Source organism: Kordiimonas aestuarii, assembly GCF_025574465.1.
Classification (GTDB): domain Bacteria; phylum Pseudomonadota; class Alphaproteobacteria; order Sphingomonadales; family Kordiimonadaceae; genus Kordiimonas; species Kordiimonas aestuarii.
On sequence record NZ_JAOBPP010000020.1, the window covers coordinates 183387 to 200548 of the forward strand.

Annotated in this window: 15 protein-coding genes and 2 tRNA genes; 14 read left to right on the forward strand and 3 right to left on the reverse strand. The window is 56.5% G+C overall.

What is annotated here, in order from left to right; genetic code table 11:
- The first annotated feature begins 9 nt into the window (after positions 1-9).
- The 14 genes from secD to OEU85_RS10315 all read left to right on the forward strand — a co-directional run bounded on the left by secD (position 10) and on the right by OEU85_RS10315 (position 13407).
- Positions 10-1617 (forward strand): protein translocase subunit SecD, encoded by a 1608-nt coding sequence (gene secD, locus OEU85_RS10250; RefSeq protein WP_262691379.1) that lies wholly within the window; start codon positions 10-12, stop codon positions 1615-1617.
- Between the two features lie 9 nt (positions 1618-1626).
- On the forward strand, positions 1627-2610 hold the full coding sequence (secF, locus tag OEU85_RS10255; RefSeq protein WP_262691380.1) for a protein translocase subunit SecF: 984 nt from the start codon (positions 1627-1629) through the stop codon (positions 2608-2610).
- Between the two features lie 5 nt (positions 2611-2615).
- Complete coding sequence (locus tag OEU85_RS10260; RefSeq protein ID WP_262691381.1) at positions 2616-3023, forward strand: Mth938-like domain-containing protein; 408 nt, start codon at positions 2616-2618, stop codon at positions 3021-3023.
- 198 nt (positions 3024-3221) lie between these two features.
- On the forward strand, positions 3222-4004 hold the full coding sequence (locus OEU85_RS10265; protein WP_262691382.1) for a hypothetical protein: 783 nt from the start codon (positions 3222-3224) through the stop codon (positions 4002-4004).
- Between the two features lie 152 nt (positions 4005-4156).
- Complete coding sequence (locus tag OEU85_RS10270; protein ID WP_262691383.1) at positions 4157-4705, forward strand: hypothetical protein; 549 nt, start codon at positions 4157-4159, stop codon at positions 4703-4705.
- 258 nt (positions 4706-4963) lie between these two features.
- Positions 4964-6187 (forward strand): LL-diaminopimelate aminotransferase, encoded by a 1224-nt coding sequence (locus tag OEU85_RS10275; protein WP_262691384.1) that lies wholly within the window; start codon positions 4964-4966, stop codon positions 6185-6187.
- A gap of 41 nt (positions 6188-6228) precedes the next feature.
- A complete protein-coding gene (locus OEU85_RS10280; RefSeq protein ID WP_262691385.1) occupies positions 6229-7533 on the forward strand; it encodes a homoserine dehydrogenase in 1305 nt (434 codons plus the stop codon).
- A gap of 17 nt (positions 7534-7550) precedes the next feature.
- Positions 7551-8516, forward strand: a complete 966-nt coding sequence (gene glpX / locus OEU85_RS10285) for a class II fructose-bisphosphatase (protein ID WP_262691386.1) — start codon at positions 7551-7553, stop codon at positions 8514-8516.
- A gap of 9 nt (positions 8517-8525) precedes the next feature.
- On the forward strand, positions 8526-10340 hold the full coding sequence (recJ, locus tag OEU85_RS10290; protein WP_262691387.1) for a single-stranded-DNA-specific exonuclease RecJ: 1815 nt from the start codon (positions 8526-8528) through the stop codon (positions 10338-10340).
- A 76-nt stretch (positions 10341-10416) separates the two neighbouring features.
- Positions 10417-10492 (forward strand) — tRNA-Glu (locus OEU85_RS10295).
- Positions 10493-10521: 29 nt separating this feature from the next.
- Positions 10522-10597 (forward strand) — tRNA-Glu (locus OEU85_RS10300).
- A gap of 216 nt (positions 10598-10813) precedes the next feature.
- Complete coding sequence (locus OEU85_RS10305; protein WP_262691388.1) at positions 10814-11899, forward strand: endonuclease/exonuclease/phosphatase family protein; 1086 nt, start codon at positions 10814-10816, stop codon at positions 11897-11899.
- Positions 11884-12717 carry a MipA/OmpV family protein gene (locus OEU85_RS10310; protein ID WP_262691389.1) on the forward strand — a complete coding sequence of 278 codons (834 nt, stop codon included), beginning with the start codon at positions 11884-11886 and terminating at the stop codon, positions 12715-12717. Before OEU85_RS10305 ends, OEU85_RS10310 begins: the two co-directional genes overlap by 16 nt.
- Positions 12718-12726: 9 nt before the next feature.
- The gene (locus tag OEU85_RS10315) at positions 12727-13407 is read left to right on the forward strand and encodes a M15 family metallopeptidase (RefSeq protein WP_262691390.1); all 681 of its coding nucleotides are present in this window, start codon (positions 12727-12729) and stop codon (positions 13405-13407) included.
- Between the two features lie 24 nt (positions 13408-13431).
- Here the strand turns inward: OEU85_RS10315 and OEU85_RS10320 are convergent, their stop codons facing one another.
- From OEU85_RS10320 to OEU85_RS10330, 3 genes are all read right to left on the reverse strand, one after another.
- Positions 13432-14184, reverse strand: coding sequence for a GntR family transcriptional regulator (locus tag OEU85_RS10320; RefSeq protein WP_262691391.1), 753 nt, complete (start codon positions 14182-14184; stop codon positions 13432-13434).
- 10 nt (positions 14185-14194) lie between these two features.
- A complete protein-coding gene (locus OEU85_RS10325) occupies positions 14195-15580 on the reverse strand; it encodes a Na+/H+ antiporter NhaC family protein (protein WP_262691392.1) in 1386 nt (461 codons plus the stop codon).
- A gap of 74 nt (positions 15581-15654) precedes the next feature.
- Complete coding sequence (locus OEU85_RS10330) at positions 15655-17151, reverse strand: aldehyde dehydrogenase (protein ID WP_262691393.1); 1497 nt, start codon at positions 17149-17151, stop codon at positions 15655-15657.
- Positions 17152-17162: the final 11 nt, after the last annotated feature.

Below are 17162 nucleotides of genomic sequence, written 5' to 3' on the forward strand. Positions count from 1 at the left end.
GGACCTCGCATGTTGACCTTTCCGCGCTGGAAAGTGCTGATGATATTGGCCGTGTGCCTGTTCGGCGTTTTGACCGCCGCACCCAACTTCCTGACTGAAGAGCAACGGGCTGAGTTGCCGGGCTTCATGCCAACAAAGACCCTGAGCCTTGGCCTTGATCTGCGCGGCGGCGTCCGGCTTCTGTATAGTGCCGATACTGACGACGTGGTGAAAGCCCGCCTTGAAAACCTTGCCGACCAGGTGCGCGATATTCGTAACAACAACCGTGCCTTCCGCATCCGCAGTATCCAGACTGAGGGCCGCAGTGTACTATTCACTGTTGAGGCGGAAGACCAGATAGAGGCTGCACGTCAGGAACTTCTGCCACTCACGCAGAACTCTGTCGGCGCGACCAACGCGCTTCTCGGGGGTGGTGTGCAGGAAGTAGCAATGACCCGCGAGGGTGGCGCCTTCACACTGTCTCTGACTGATCAGGGCATTGAGGTTCAAAAGCGCGACGCCATTTCCCGCGCAATGGAAGTTATCCGCAAACGGATCGACCCTGATGGCACCAAAGAGATTTTGCTTCAGGTTGAAGGGGCAGACCGGATTGTTCTGGAAGTACCCGGAGCAAGTGACCCTGAGGAAATCAAGCGCATCGTTGGTAAAACGGCGAAATTGACGTTCCATGATGTGAATACGAATGTCAGCCCCGAAGATATTGCCCGGGGTCGCCTTGGTGCGCGGGAACGCGCGGTACCATTTTCTGACCGCCCCGGCCAGATTGTGATCAAGGAACGGGTAATCGTGTCCGGCGATGACCTCACGGACGCAAAAGCAGCTTATGACCAGAACGGTCGGCCAGCCGTGGCGTTTACGTTTAACACGGCAGGTGCCCGGCGATTTGGCAACCATACGCGTGATAATGTTGGCCGACCCTTCGCCATCGTGCTCGATAACTCGGTGATCTCTGCGCCCAACATTCAGGTACCGATCCTTTCCGGTAGCGGCCAGATCACCAATATAGGTACGGCGGCTGAAGCGCAGGAACTTGCAACGCTTCTCAAAGCAGGTGCGTTGCCCATTCCGCTTTCCGTTCTGTCGGAACGCACGGTGGGCCCGTCGCTCGGGCAGGAAACAATTGATGCTGGCAAAACCGCGTCTACGGTGGGCTTGGTTGGCGTGATTGTGTTCATGCTTGCTTACTATGGCCGTTTTGGCTTGGCCGCCAACGTGGCGCTTCTGACCAACCTCGTGCTGATCCTTGGTGCGCTCAGCCTGTTTCAGGCGACGCTCACACTGCCGGGCATTGCGGGTATTGTACTGACAATCGGCATGGCCGTAGACGCCAACGTGCTGATCTTTGAGCGTATCCGGGAAGAGCAAGCTAACGGCCGCAAGCCGTTTGGAGCGATGGAACACGGCTATGGTGAAGCTATGTCCACCATCGTCGATGCCAACATCACGACATTCATTGCTGCGGCTGTCCTTTACATGCTTGGTTCGGGCCCGGTACAGGGTTTTGCCGTGACGCTTGCTGTGGGCATTCTGACGTCCATGTTTACCGCAGTCGTAATGTCGCGGCTCATTCTTGCAACCTGGCTTAAGCGGGCACAACCCGCGCGACTGCCAATTTAAGGGGAGGGGATGATGTTGCTACGTCTGGTACCTGAAAACACCAAAATCAACTTTATGGCTGCCCGCAAGGTCGCTATTGCATTCTCCGCCATTCTCCTCGTGGCCTCGATCGCGCTGTTTGCCGTTCAAAGCCTGAACTATGGCATTGACTTCAAAGGCGGGATCTCTGTTGAGGTTCAAATGGAAGACGGCAAGGCTGTGCCGATGGACGAAGTGCGGCAGGTGGTCAATGACATGGGATATGTCGGTGCTTCCGTCCGTGAATTTGGCCGGCAGGATGACGCGATGATCCGTATCGAACGTCAGCCGGGCGATGCCGACGCCCAGAGCGCGGTTATCCAGAGGGTGCGTGAAGAATTGCCTGCGGCCATTCCGGGCCTTACTTTCCTTGATGGCAATTTCATCAGTCCGACAGTGTCGGAAGAACTCAAGCGTGACGGTACGCTCGCGGTTACAATCGCTGTTATTGCGGTCCTCATTTATATCTGGTTTCGCTTCGAATGGCAGTTTGGCCTTGGTGCGGTTGTAGCTCTTGTGCATGACGTGCTGTTGACCGTGGGCTTCTTTGCCGTGACCAGGCTGGAATTCAACCTCTCGATCATCGCTGCCATCCTGACGATTATCGGCTACAGCCTGAACGACACCGTGGTGGTTTATGACCGGATTCGCGAGAACATTCGCAAGTTCCGCAAGATGCCGATGGACGAATTGATCAACGTCTCGCTTAACCAGACACTTAGCCGGACCCTGATGACATCGCTCACAACACTACTGGCTCTGTTTTCCCTGTTCTTCCTTGGCGGTCCTGCAATCCAAGGCTTCACGGCAGCTATGATCTGGGGCATCGTGATCGGTACCTACAGCTCGATCTTTATCGCGTCGCCGCTCCTTCTGAGTTTCAACCTGCGCCGTGAGGCCATGATCATCGAGGACGAGAAAGACGACCCTACGGTTGATAAATCCCGCCCAAACAACCCATTTGAGCAGATGTAGTTGATATGGCAGGCAAAAGCTTCACATCCGGAGGCGTAACCCTTGAGGCGCAGTCACGTGACGACTTGCTTTTGGTGGAAAGCTATGGTGATGGCGGCTTTCGCCTGCTGGGGCGCCGTATAGCTGGCGGCGTGCTGGTGCTGGCGAACGGCTTTTTTCCGATTGAGGCCACAGATACCGGGAGCTTGGGCGTGGCCGATTTCAAAAAGGCGTTTGAGGTGGAGCAAAAGCCAGAGCTGGTCCTTATCGGCACCGGTGAGAAGATGCAGCTTATACCCTCGTCGCTTCGGCAGGCGCTTGAAGCTCAAGGTATCGGCTATGACGTAATGGACACAGGGGCCGCTGCGCGCACCTATAATGTCCTGCTCATCGAAGGTCGCAAGGTTGCGGCTCTGTTACTGCCGGTAGACTGAATTTTATCTCCCTGTGATGAACGGTTCGTCGCAGATATGGGCAATTTGTCGCATCATTCCAACCTTCCACCGATTTTGCCTTCCTTAAAGACCCTCGCAAGCGCACGGTTTCCTCACAAGAACGTGATAGAGCATAAGTGCATCTGTCAGTAACAGCAGGATAGAGCCGTACAAACGGCCCAAGCGAGGAGGTTGGCTATGCCAGCAAAATATTCTTTTAAACGTAGCGTTGCGATTGCCGCAGGGCTTTCCCTTTCATCACTGATGCTTGCGGGTGCGGGCAATGCCATGGTCACCGTCGACGATGAGGGCGGGACCGCGGAGAAAGCCGAAAAGGCTGAAAAGAAAATACGGATCGTCAAAGCGGGTGAACCAGCCGTTGTGATCCATAAGAACGCAACCGTCAGAAGCGCCAAGGCGCAGGAGCGGGCCAAAGCTATCGAGGAGGCCGAGGAGGCCCTTGAAAAGGTAGAGAAGCGCCTGGAAAAGGCGAAAAAGATAGCTGAGCGCGAAGCGCTGGAAGCCGCTGAAGACGGACTTCGCAACGCGCTCGATGCGCTGAAATCAGCAGACAATCACATGGCCTTTGCATATTCCTATGGGCCATCAATGTCAGAGATGCGCGAGATCGAAATCAAGGCACTGGAAGACGCGCTGGAGGGCATGGAAGACCATTTTAGCGCGCTCAGCCGTGTGCGAATCGAAATCCAGGGCGACCTGGCCGATGCGCGTGAGGATATCGCCGACGCCCTTGCCGATATCGAAATTGAGGTCGACATCGATGATGAGCTGCGTAAGCATCACTATCGGGGACTTGAGGAAGCGGCAGAGGAACTCGGCCACATGGAAGGGCGCCAGCTTGAAGGCCTTAAACATGTAGAAGAACAGCTGAAACGCGAGCGTGAGCGCCTGGAAAAACGTCTTGAGGAGCGCCGCCAGCGGCAGGCAGAGGAAGATGCAAGAACTCCCGAAAGCCGCTAATTCACAAAGTTGCGGCTTATGATCGGGAGGATAGGACCGCTCGCGGGTGCTTTCCTCCCATTTTTGTGATGGCTGCGTTGGGAAAGTTTCTTGTGCAAAGTGTGATATTGTAGCATTCTATGCCTCACGTTCGACACTTTGGGAAAGTGGCAATGAAACCAATTGCAACATTAGCGCTGACAGTCGCGGCACTGATTGGTCCTTCGACCATGGCAGGCGAAAGGCCAATGTCTTTTGATGGCGTTGGCTCCATGGTGCTCGACATGGCCGACGAGCCAGTGCAAAGCGCGGAATATACACCAAGTATGACGTCCGATAATGGGCAATGCGACGACGCGGAAGACGCCAGAGAAGCGTTTGAGGCACGGGTCGAGGCGATGTATTCCGATATTGAACATCAGTTCAGGCAGACAGAAGCTGTATATGCACAGTTCGACGTGAAGCAGTTTGCGGACCTCGGGCTGGAAGTCGCCGTAGCGGCGTCTGAGGCCACCTCAGATATGCAAGCGATGAAAGACCAGGCAATTGCCTCGGCATCATCGGCACGCCAAATGGCAATGGAAAAAGCCCGCGCCACCATTGAAGCACGGCGCGAGCAACTGGAGATGCGTATTGTCTCTATTGATAACCATCACAGTCGCATGGCGCTCAAGCGCGCAGAGAAGGCGCTTAGAATTGCGCACGATGCACTGACGCATTAAACCCACAAGTTGCCCAAGGGCACGGGGAGGTGTCAATAGGTCGGGGTTTCCCGGCCTTTTTGACATTAAAACGGGGCCTTGTGTTTATTCAAAAGATCAAGGTATCTGACGCAACACTATTACTCTTATGCGTGCAAAAACATTCCGATCATTGCGCAATGCCGTTGCGCCCGCGTTGAATTTCGCTTAGAGCTATGCCTGTGGCCCAAGGCCATATCAAACAAGCTATTTTCAACCCTTATCTGGACCAATTCCATCATGAGCAATCAGGACTTCTACCGCATCCGGCGTCTGCCCCCTTATCTGTTCGCTGAAGTGAACCAGATGAAGGCGGCGGCACGAGCACGGGGCGAAGATATCATTGATCTCGGGATGGGAAACCCGGACCTGCCGACGCCTCAGCACATTGTCGACAAGCTGAAGGAAACTGTGGACAAGACCACCACCCATGGTTACTCGGTCTCGCGCGGTATCCCCGGGTTGAGGCGCGCCCATGCAGCTTACTACAAGCGCCGTTTCGGGGTGGATATCGACCCCGAGACCGAAAATGTGGTGACGCTCGGGTCAAAAGAAGGCCTAGCCAACCTGGCGTCTGCTATCACGACACCCGGTGACGTGATTTTGGTGCCGAATCCCAGTTTTCCCATCCATCCCTACGGTTTCATGATTGCGGGCGCGGCCGTTCGCCATCTGCCGATGGGGCCGGGGCGTGATTTTCTAACGGAACTGAAGTATGCGGTGCAGCACGCGATCCCGACGCCAACAGCGGTGATCCTTTGTTATCCCGGCAACCCCACCGCCGAGGTGGTCGACCTCGCTTTCTATCAAGAGGTGGTCGATTTTTGCAAGAAGCATGGCATTTGGGTTCTTTCCGATCTTGCTTACTGTGAAATCTATTTCGATGACAACCCGCCCCCCTCGATCCTGCAAGTGCCAGGAGCCAAGGATATCGCGATTGAATTCACCAGCCTGTCGAAGACTTATTCCATGGCGGGCTGGCGCGTGGGCTTTGGCGCGGGCAACAAGGATCTTGTGGCGGCGCTTACCCGGGTGAAGAGCTATCTGGACTATGGCGCCTTCACGCCCATTCAGGTGGCTGCGGTGGCCGCCCTCAATGGCCCGCAAGACTGTATTGACCAGCACCGCGAGACCTATAAGCGGCGTCGGGATGTTCTGGTGGAAGGCCTCGCGGCGGCCGGTTGGCATATCCCAAGCCCCAAGGCGTCCATGTTCGCCTGGGCGCCGATCCCTCAAGAGTTTCAGGAAATGGGTAGTATGGCCTTCTCAAAACTGTTGCTGGAGCATGCCAAGATCGCGGTCGCACCCGGTATCGGCTTTGGCGAGTATGGCGAGGGTTTTGTGCGTATCGGTTTGGTTGAGAACGAACACCGCATCAGGCAGGCTATCCGCAATATTAAGAAATTCATGTCACGCAAAGATGAACTGATCGCTGAGTGGCATGCTAAACAGGCTGTGACCTAACAGTATCTGCGCGACAGTCGCGCGTGTGAGTGGAGACATTTATGAATTCGGACTTGAGTGGCAAGATCGTCGTCGGCATTGCGGGGCTTGGAACCGTAGGTGCCGGCGTAATTAAAATCTTGGAAAAACACGGTGCCATGATTGGCGCGAGGTCCGGACGGGAAATTGAAATTGGCGGCGTTTCCGCGCGCGACCGCAACCGTGACCGCGGTGTAGATCTTTCAGGGTACCGCTGGTTCGATAATGCTGTTGATATGGCCGCGAAAGACAGCGGCATCAATCTGGTTGTTGAGCTGATCGGTGGTAGTGACGGGCCCGCTCTTGCTCTGGCCCGCGAGGCGCTGTCGAACGGCATTGGCTTTGTCACGGCCAACAAGGCGCTTATTGCCATGCACGGCAAGGAATTGGCCGCGCTGGCGGAGAAAAACGGCGCCGACCTCAGGTTTGAAGCTGCGGTTGCGGGCGGCATACCGATTGTCAAAGCCCTGCGAGAAGGGCTGGCCGGGAACGAAATCACTGCCGTGCGGGGTATCCTTAACGGAACCTGCAACTATATTCTGACTCGCATGGAGCGCGAAGGCCTTGCCTTCGGTGATGTACTGGCCGACGCCCAGCGCCTTGGCTATGCGGAGGCTGACCCGACCTTTGATATCGACGGGATCGACACGGCGCACAAAACAGCCATTCTCGCATCGCTTGCGTTTGGCGTGGAGCCGGATATGGAAAACCTGCCGACCGAAGGCATCCGCAATATCGCGCCAGTGGATATCGAATATGCTAAGGAACTGGGCTACCGCATCAAGCTGCTGGGTGTGGCACAGCGCACGGATGAAGGTATTGAAACCCGTGTGCATCCGGCCATGGTGCCGATCAGCGCATCGCTTGCAAATGTGATGAATGCTACCAACGCGGTTGTTGTGGATGGCGATTTTATTGGCCAGACAGTGTATGAAGGCGCTGGCGCGGGCCAAGGGCCGACCGCATCCGCCGTAATGGCGGATATCATTGATGGCGCGCGCGGGCAGGGCGGCCCAAGGCTTGGCATGCCCGCAGGTGCGCTTAGGAAGTCGAGCCCGGTCCCTGTGGCCAAACATCGCGGTACTTATTACTTGCGTTTGCGGGTGGAAGACCGTCACGGTGTGATGGCTGATATCACCAAGATACTGGCCGAGGAAAAAGTTTCTATCGAGAGCATGTTACAGCGTGGCCGTGCGTCCGATGGTGGTGTATATATCATCATGACTACGCACGAGATTGTTGAAGCTTCTGTTGCGTCGGCACTGAATCGTTTCACTGAGCTGGAATGTGTGCTAGAGACCCCGGCAATGCTAAGAATAGAAGCTTAATCAAGGGGAACTATCATATGTCGTCACAGGATCTGAACCGTATCCTGGTTCTCGAGGTGGTTCGCGTGACCGAGGCAGGCGCTATTGCTGCCAGCAAATGGAATGGCCGCGGCGACGAAAAAGCGGCGGATGCGGCTGCTGTGGAAGCCATGCGCAAAGCCTTCAACAAGCTGCCGATCGACGGCACTGTTGTTATTGGTGAAGGCGAACGCGATGAAGCACCGATGCTTTATATCGGTGAAAAAGTGGGCGCCGGCGGCCCGAAAGTAGACATCGCGCTCGACCCACTTGAAGGCACCACCATTTGTGCGAAGGCCATGCCCAATGCGCTTGCGGTGCTTGCTATCTCCGCCGAAGGTGGGCTGCTGAATGCCCCTGACGTCTACATGGACAAAATCGCCGTTGGTGGTGGCCTGCCAGAGGGCATTATCGACCTTGACAAAAGCCCAAGCGAAAATGTTCGCGCGGTCGCTGAAGCCAAGGGCAAAGCCATTGGTGAAATGACCGTCTGTGTGCTTGACCGCCCGCGCCACGCAGCGCTTATCCGGGAGCTGCGTGAACTAGGCTGCGGTGTTGCGCTGATCGGTGACGGTGACGTTGCCGGGGTGATTGCCACGACGGATGCCGGGACGGGTATTGACCTTTACATGGGCTCGGGCGGCGCACCTGAAGGTGTATTGGCTGCCGCCGCGCTGCGCTGTATCGGTGGCCAGATGCAGGGGCGCCTGTTGTTCAGGAATGATGACGAACGTGGCCGTGCGGCCAAATGGGGCATTGAAGACCTGAACCGCAAATATTCGCTGATGGATCTCGCTTCCGGCGACGTGATTTTCGCGGCAACCGGTGTGACCGATGGTTCGATGCTGCGTGGTGTGCACCGCGACGCCAATGGTTGTTACACTACAGAGACGGTAACCATGCGGTCCAAGACCAAGACAATCCGTCGGGTGCAGTCAATTCACGGGCCGGACGGCCGCCAATAAGGGTTAGCTTTGAACGCTATCGCTGAAAATACCGGTGCGGCGGAACCTCTCCTCGGGGTCCGCCGCTCTGCATTGGGGCAGGCATGGACCATGCGTGGCGGTGTGCCGCGTATCGCGGAGGCGATCTCAGAACGCCTTGGCGTGCCAATGGTTGTTGGGCAGCTTATCGCAGGGCGCGGCGTCGAAGTTGAGGCTGCTGCTTCCTTCTACGCCCCGTCCCTGAAGGAAAGCTTGCCAGACCCTTTGGTTATCCTCGATATGGACAAGGCAGTTACCCGTATTGCCCGCGCCATACAAGCGGGGGAAGAGATCGCCATATTTGGCGACTATGACGTGGACGGCGCGACATCGAGCGCCGTGCTGTATCGTTACCTGAGTGCCCTTGGCGCACGCTTGCGTATCTATATTCCCGACCGCATGGTAGAGGGCTATGGCCCCAACACGCCAGCTCTTCTGGGGTTGCGTGAGGCCGGTGTGGACCTTGCGATCACGGTGGACTGTGGCACCTTGTCGTTTGAACCGCTGAAGGCCGCGAAAGAAGCAGGCCTTGAGGTGATTGTAGTCGATCATCACAAGGCGGAACCGGCGTTGCCGGAAGCTGTTGCCGTGGTGAACCCGAACCGACTGGACGACGAGAGCGGCCTGGGCCAGCTTGCTGCCGTCGGGGTGGCTTTTCTCTTGTGTGTTGCGCTTAACCGCGCGTTGCGCGATGCCGGGCACTTTAACGGCGGTGTGAGGGAGCCCAACCTTCTTGGTCTTCTGGATATCGTCGCCCTTGGCACCGTGTGTGATGTGGTGCCGCTCGTGGGCGTGAACCGCGCACTGGTGGCGCAGGGCCTGAAGGTGATGGCACAGCGCAGGACAGCCGGGCTGACGGCGCTCGCGGACGTTGGCCGGGTGTCCGAACTGCCTACCTGCTACCACGCGGGCTTTGTTTTAGGCCCGCGGGTGAACGCAGGCGGGCGTGTCGGTGAAAGCTATCTCGGTGCCAGGTTGCTGACCACCGATGACCCGGTGGAGGCGCGGCAGATTGCCGAAAAGCTTGACCGCTATAATGAGGAGCGACGCGCCATCGAGGCCGAAGTATTGACTGCTGCGATGGAGCAGGTTGAGCAGGCCATAGGGGCGGCCGGAAGCCCGGATACCGTGGTGGTGGCGTCGGGGGAGGGCTGGCATGCGGGCGTCATTGGCATTGTGGCGTCGCGGCTCAAGGATAAATACGGACTGCCGACCTTTGTGATGGCTATCGAGAATGGTGAGGCCAAAGGTTCAGGCCGGTCAATCAGCGGCGTTGATATGGGGGCGGCAGTGATAGAGGCTGTGCAGCGCGGCCTTCTGATCAAGGGTGGTGGTCACGCGATGGCCGCGGGCTTGACAATGGCACCAGACAAGATTGACGCTTTCGCTGAATTCCTGCGCGACCTGATGCGCACCTCCGTTGCCAAGGCGTTTGAACGGCGTTCCCTCAAGATTGACGGTGTTGTGGCGCTTTCCGGTGCCACGGCGGAGCTTGTTGAGCAGGTTGATGCCGTTGGCCCCTTTGGAGCGGGCAACCCAACCCCCAATTTTGTTATTCCTGATGTAGACCTGTTGAAGGCTGATCTGGTGGGGCAGAATCACCTGCGCTGTATCTTCAAGTCAAAAGACGGCAAATCCATTAAGGCGATGGCATTCCGCCAATGGGACGAGCCGCTCGGAGAGCAACTCAGGACCGGGATCGGCCGGCGTTTCCATATTGCCGGAAAACTCAAGAAAGATACCTGGGCTGGGGGCGGAAAAGTCGAAATGACACTTGAGGATGTAGCCCTTGTCGGTGCACCGTAAGAAAAATGCAAAAAGATGTTGACCGGGATGCTGCACCCCGGTATCTAGGCCCCCGTCGCTTCGGAGATTGATATATGGTCCCTTCGTCTAGCGGTCTAGGACGTCGCCCTTTCACGGCGAAAACACGGGTTCGAGTCCCGTAGGGATCACCATCTCCAAATCGGCCATTCGAGTGCAGAATGGTCCCTTCGTCTAGCGGTCTAGGACGTCGCCCTTTCACGGCGAAAACACGGGTTCGAGTCCCGTAGGGATCACCACTCAGTATCAAAAAGCCTCGCATTTGTTGCGGGGCTTTTTGCTTTTCCGTACTTTTTTTTCAAGAAACGGCCTATTTTCGGGGTGCTTTTCGACAGGTGGTCCGCAAAGCGAAATATTCGTCATAAATGTGCGCGCATTGTCTCTTTTTTGACAATTAGCTGTCATATTACCGGAACAGATCGCAGCCATAAGAAAGGAGGGCAAGGGATTAGCGAATGGTCAGAAGCAAATTTCTCAAGTTATTTTGTGCGGGCGGCATGCTAGTGGTGACTAACGCCGCGGCACCGATATGGGCCAAAGATGTGCCAGACGGTGTGTCTGACGTTGCACCGGTTTCCGAGGCGAAAGCTGGGCCACATGTGGCCGCGCGGGAACCCGTTTTGCTCAATGTACTCTCTTACAATATCCAAGGGTTACCATCGCCGCTGAAGTCTCATAAAACACCACTTTTCGAGCGTATCGCCGCAATCCTGCGGGAGCGCCGTGAACGGGGCAGCCAGCCACAGGTTGTCTTGCTGCAAGAAGCGTTTGACAGTGACGCCAGCATCATTGCCGAGACATCCGGTTACAGCTATGTGCTGAAGGGCCCGGGCCGTAAGGCCCGGTCTGAAAAAGGCCGGGTGCATTGGGCAATGCAAACACGCAAAAACTATATGAGCTTTAGCGACCCGCAGAAGATTACCGGCAGCGGCCTTTATATCCTTTCCGATTATCCGATCGTCGAAGCTCAGCACAAGGCGTTCGACAGTGACATGTGCGCGGGGTTCGACTGCCTCTCCAACAAGGCAATCCTTCTGGCGCGTATAGCCGTACCGGGGCTTGATGAACCGCTTGATATTATCAATTCACACTTCAATTCGCGCCGGTCAGCCAAGGCCCCAAGCCGTCATGTGTTCCGTGCGCATCAGCGCCAGACAGATACCCTCAGTTGGTTCATGGACAAGCTCTGTGGCGGTTATCCGGTGATTGTGGCAGGTGACTTCAATACCAAACAGCCAGAGCGCTATGAGTACTTCCGCAACACTATAGCTGTTGTGGATGCCGCAGAAGACTGCCTGTCAGCGGGGCCGGACTGCGCGCTGCGCAACGCGGCGGAGCGCGACAACGTGCTTTATGATACCAACGACAAACAGTTTTTTCGCCCAACAGATAAATACCGGATCATTCCGACGTATATCGAACGCAATTTCACTGAAGAGGTGGATGGCAGGCCCCTTTCCGACCATCTGGGTTATGAGGTAGAATATAAAATCCTGCCTCTTGGCAACCAGACAGGGAAACAGCAGTGGGCACTGCGCTGAAGCGGTATATAACTTTCCTTATCTTCCTGACCTTAACCTCCACGCTACCAGCGCGGGCAGGGCAGAGTGTAGACCTGAACCGCAGTGGTCAGCCGGTCTACATCGAATCTGTCCCGGTTGACGACGAGCGCCGAAAGGACAGCTGGGTCGGTCAACTCGGGGTAGGACTAAACCTGAGCCCTGATTTTCTGGGGGCGGGAGCGCATGAAGTGACGACCGCCGTGGACCTGCGCCTCAGTTATAAGGACACCTTCTTCCTTGAGAACAACAAGATTGGCGCAGTGGTAACCTCCCGCCGTTTTCTGCGCGCCGGTATTATCGCGCGGCTGCAGGATGGCAGGCGCGACGACCTGAGCCGCGCAGGCATCGCCAAAAGCGATGCGCTGTCCGACGCTGTTGAAATAGGGGTATTTGCGGGGACCTCCTTCTATAAGCTGTTTCTGAGCGCTGAAGCTTATTGGGGCGTGGGGAGTGTGCATGGCGGTATGAGTATGGAGCTTGAGGCAGGCTATCTGTTTGAGCTGAATTCCAGTTTCAAGCTCGTGCCGGTTATCGGTATGAGCATTGGCTCACGCGATTATTTGCAAGCATATTATGGGGTTGGGGCCGATCACCCTACATATACCGCCTATCACCCTTCAGGCGGGGCCTATGAGGTGCATGCGGAATTGTCAGCGGAGCACAGGCTTGCTAAGAATTGGCTGGTGAAGGGGAGTTTGCGGGCTTCCAAGCTGAAGGACAATGCGTTTGACAGTCCTTTTGCCCGGGAGAGCCGTGCGCAGTTGCGGGCCTTTCTTGGCCTTGTCTGGTTATTCTAAGGGGGGCGTATGCGCCAGCTAATCTTGGGGGTGTTATTGATGGTTATTGGCCCGGGCGCAAATGCAAGCCCCGCAGAGGAAGGTTTTGTGGACCTTGAAGTTTATATCCCTGGTATCGTGGTTGAAGCGCGTTACGCGGGCGATGAGAACTTCATGGGCCGCCCGGTGCAGGGTTACCATGCCGGGAAGGCCTTCATGAGCCGCGAGGCGGCAGAAAAGTTGACGGTCATTCAAAAGCGTTTGTCGGATTGTGGTCTGACGCTCAAGGTGTTTGACGCCTACCGCCCCCAGCGGGCAGTTGACGATTTTATGGCGTGGACAAAGGATACCGGCGATACGCTAGGCAAGGCACGGTATTATCCCGATGTCGCCAAGGATGACCTTGTGCCGCATGGCTATATTGCAGAGAAGTCAGGCCACACGCGCGGCTCTACCATTGACCTGACCATCGCAGCCCATGGGGAAGATGGTCGCCTGTTTGAGCTGGACATGGGTAGCCCGTGGGACTTTTTCGGCCCCGTCTCCCATGCGCTCAGCAAAGAGGTCAGTATGCAGCAGCGCGCCAATCGTATGCTGTTGCGCTCCCTCATGACGGACCATGGCTTTAAGCCTTATGAAGCTGAATGGTGGCACTTCACACTGGCGGACGAGCCATATCCTGATACGTATTTTGATTTTCCGGTGGAGTAGCAGCGCATACGTCGCTGCGCTATGTCAGTTCTTGACGAGACGTTCCATATATTCTTTGCCCGGTGTCGGCAATGCGCCTGCTTCGGCGCGGGTATAACGCTCCAGCAGCTCTGTCTGGGTAAGGTAGCCGGCGCCGTCGCGGATATCCGCTTCAATCGCTGCTTTCAGGCCAAAGGGGTTGCGGGTCTCGATGGCTTGCATGATCTCCACATGGCGGTCGGTCATATAATGTTTTTCAAGGTTGGCGAGCGCGAGGCGGTGTAGTGGTCCGAGTTGCAGCCAGATGCGTTCAATCATCGGCATACTCACCGGGTGCGGGTGGGCTAGATAAAGCGTGCGGTGAAACGCCTGATTGCCGATGATGATGCCCTCCCGGTCCGGGATCTCAAAAGCCTTGTTCTGGCTTTCATTGAGATGTCTCAGCGCTTGCAGACAGGCGTCATTGATGTAAGGCAGGGCACGTTCCGCGGCGTGCACCTCCAGAAGGATACGAAGTTCCAGAAGTTCAGCAAGGCGCGCAGGCGACAGGTCGGGCACCATGATGCGCCGATTTGACTTCAACTCAAGCGCCCCCTCGGACGTGAGACGTCTCAGGGCCTCTCGCACCGGCATGGCGGACACCTTCAGCATATCGGCAATACCGCGGATGGTGAGCGCACGACCAGGTTCAACCTGGCCGGACATCACAGCAAAGCGCAGCGCACGATAAACCCATTCCTGGGCGGTTTCACCGGACTCGCGCGCGAGCTTGTCAAAATTGATGTCGTTTTTGCTCATACTCTCCTTCTTACGCAAGGATGGCGAAGCCAATCAAGGATATAAGCGCAGCAAGCACCGCAAAAGGCAATTGCGTAAGAGCGTGCTGGATGGATGTACAGCCACAACTTTGCGCTGTCAGGACGGTTGCGTCGGCATAAAGGCAGGCATGGCTGCCGAATGTGCTGGCGGACAGTGTGGCACCAATAATGAGCGGTATGTTCGCGTCTGTCGCGATTGCCAGTTCCGCAATGATTGGCAGGGCGATCACAAACATCCCCCAGCTTGAGCCGGTGGCAAACGCAATCAGCCCCATCACACCAAACACGATGAAGGGTAGGGTCTGTGCGGTCATAAAGGGTTGTGTAAGCTCAAGAATAAAGGATGTGAGGCCTAGGGAGCCGTTCACATCCTTGAGCATATAAGCGGCGAAGATGATCGCCAGCGGCTCGATCATTGTCTTGAAGCCTTCGATGACGGTGTCGAAGGTGTCGTGCAGGTCAAGCACCCGCAGTGACAGCACCGCGAAAACGGTCAGCGCCAGCGTCGCAATGGTCGCGCGCAGGAATTCAAGGTCGAAATAGATGGTAAGCGCGACAAGGCCAAGCATGGGTAATAAGAACAGCGATATTTTTTTCTGCACACCATGTTTTTCCTGCAAGGCGAGGTGCGCCTTGTGGATATGCTCGGCGCCGGGCGGGATGCACTGGCCTGTGGCGGCCCGTGCTTCGGCCTTTTTCATCGGGCCAAAAAGCGGGATCTTGCCTGCCGCGATCAACGGGACCATCAACACAGCGATCCATGGGTAAAGCATATAGGGGATGCCGCTGATATAGGCCATCACACCGTGGCCTTCTTCTGCCATCCCTACGTCCACAAGGATGGTGCCAAAAAACACCGCCCATGTCGAAATGGGGATTATCACGCTGATGGGTGCTGCGGTGCTGTCGATGACATAAGCCAGCATTTCCCGCGATACCTTGAACTTGTCGGTAATGCGGCGCATGGCGGCGCCAACGGTGATGGAGTTGAGATAGTCGTCAACAAAAAGCGCGACCCCCATCAGCCAGGTTGCCATCAGGGCACCAAAACGAGTGGTAACACCGGCGGTTACCTTGTCCATAAAAGCGTGCAGACTGCCTGTTCGTATAAAGAGGCCGATCAGGCTACCCATGCCGCCACACACAAGGATGATCCATGCCAGGTCATCATCCTGCAGGGTGCGGATGGCTATGTCCGCGAAGGCGCCCACGGACCCGGTGCCGTTAAGCATGACAACGCCAACGATTGCACCGGCCAGAAGGGCTTCAATCGGGCGTTTGATCCAGATGGCAATGACAAGCACCAATAGTGTCGGAATGAGCGAGATCGCGCCGTGGTGCGACAAGGTGGTGTTGAGGGCGTCGGTCGCCTCCATGATGGTATCTCCCCAGAAACCGGTTTCCCTGAAACAATGAAGGGCGCGGTCCCTTTCCCACGCCCTTCAAATTGCTATAGCTGAACCCACGTCGTTTTCAAGTTGGTATATTTATCGAGGGCGTGGAGCGACTTGTCACGGCCGAAGCCGCTTTGTTTGTACCCGCCGAACGGGATAGAAAGGTCGCCTGTCGGGTCCCAACAGTTAACCCAGACGGTGCCTGCCTGAATGGCCCGCGCCATGCGGTGCGCCCGGCTGATATCCTTGCTCCAGACCGCGCCAGCGAGACCGTAGATAGTGTTGTTGGCGAGCTCGATGGCTTCTTCCTCACCATCAAATTCAAGGATTGCAAGCACGGGGCCAAAGATTTCCTCGCGCGCAATAGTCATCTCCGGCGTGATGCCGTCAAAGATTGTCGGCTCAATGAAGTATCCGCCCGATTCTGTGCGGGCAACATTGCCGCCTATCTCTAGTTTGCCACCTTCTGCCCTGGCTGTTTCAATGAACTTCATGACACGGCTGTGCTGTTCCTTGTCGACGATGGCGCCAAGGTTGGTTTTGGGGTCAAGCGGGTCACCGGGCACCCAACTTTTCGCAGCCTCCAGAAGCTTGGTGACGAACTTGTCCTTGATTTTCCTGTCGACCAGCAGACGAGAGCCTGCGGTGCACACCTCGCCCTGGTTGAAGAAAATGGCACCCGCGGCGGCTTGCGCGGCGGCGTCAAGATCAGGGCAGTCATCCATAATGATATGTGGGCTTTTGCCTCCGCACTCAAGCGCGATGCGTTTGAGGTTGGACTGGCCTGAATATTCCATGAAATATTTGCCAACCTGCGTGGAGCCGGTGAAGGCAAGGCCGTCTACATCCATATGCAGGCCAAGCGCCTTGCCTGCGGTATGGCCAAGCCCGGGCACCACGTTAAACACGCCTTTGGGAATGCCGGCTTCGTGCGCTAGCTCTGCAATGCGTAGCGCCGAAAGGGGTGACTGCTCCGCCGGCTTGAGCACAACGCAGTTGCCAGCAGCGAGGGCAGGGCCCAGCTTCCACGCAGCCATTAACAATGGGAAGTTCCACGGCACCACGGCGGCGACCACCCCGATGGGCTCCCGCGTTACCATGGCAAGCGAGCTGGCGTCTGTGGGGGCTATCTCATCCATCACCTTGTCAGCGGCTTCGCCATACCACCGTAGGCTGTTGATGACAGCGGGAATATCAACCGATGTTGCGTCACCAATGGGCTTGCCCATGTCCAATACTTCAAGGACCGCCAGTTCATCGGCGTGTGCAGCGACCTTGTTGGCGAAGGCCACCATCAACTTGCCGCGTTTGGTGGGGTGCAGATCGGCCCAGCCGCTCTCCCGGAAGGCGCGGCGGGCAGACGCGACGGCCTTGTCCACATCCGCCTTGTCACAGCTCGCTACACGTGCGAGCACTTCACCGGTGGCTGGGTTGATGGTTTCAAGTGTTTCGCCGCTGGCGGCCTCGATCCATGCACCATCAATGAACGCTTTTGTGCGGATTTTGGCGGCCTTGGCCTGCGACTGCCAATAGGCGTGGTTTTTTTCTGTCATGACAATACTCC

Coding starts and splice junctions, on each gene's coding strand:
- secD (WP_262691379.1), top strand. CDS start 10: ATGTTGACCTTTCCGCGCTGGAAAGTGCTGATGATATTGGCCGTGTGC.
- secF (WP_262691380.1), top strand. CDS start 1,627: ATGATGTTGCTACGTCTGGTACCTGAAAACACCAAAATCAACTTTATG.
- OEU85_RS10260 (WP_262691381.1), top strand. CDS start 2,616: ATGGCAGGCAAAAGCTTCACATCCGGAGGCGTAACCCTTGAGGCGCAG.
- OEU85_RS10265 (WP_262691382.1), top strand. CDS start 3,222: ATGCCAGCAAAATATTCTTTTAAACGTAGCGTTGCGATTGCCGCAGGG.
- OEU85_RS10270 (WP_262691383.1), top strand. CDS start 4,157: ATGAAACCAATTGCAACATTAGCGCTGACAGTCGCGGCACTGATTGGT.
- OEU85_RS10275 (WP_262691384.1), top strand. CDS start 4,964: ATGAGCAATCAGGACTTCTACCGCATCCGGCGTCTGCCCCCTTATCTG.
- OEU85_RS10280 (WP_262691385.1), top strand. CDS start 6,229: ATGAATTCGGACTTGAGTGGCAAGATCGTCGTCGGCATTGCGGGGCTT.
- glpX (WP_262691386.1), top strand. CDS start 7,551: ATGTCGTCACAGGATCTGAACCGTATCCTGGTTCTCGAGGTGGTTCGC.
- OEU85_RS10305 (WP_262691388.1), top strand. CDS start 10,814: ATGGTCAGAAGCAAATTTCTCAAGTTATTTTGTGCGGGCGGCATGCTA.
- OEU85_RS10315 (WP_262691390.1), top strand. CDS start 12,727: ATGCGCCAGCTAATCTTGGGGGTGTTATTGATGGTTATTGGCCCGGGC.
- OEU85_RS10320 (WP_262691391.1), bottom strand. CDS start 14,184: ATGAGCAAAAACGACATCAATTTTGACAAGCTCGCGCGCGAGTCCGGT.
- OEU85_RS10325 (WP_262691392.1), bottom strand. CDS start 15,580: ATGGAGGCGACCGACGCCCTCAACACCACCTTGTCGCACCACGGCGCG.
- OEU85_RS10330 (WP_262691393.1), bottom strand. CDS start 17,151: ATGACAGAAAAAAACCACGCCTATTGGCAGTCGCAGGCCAAGGCCGCC.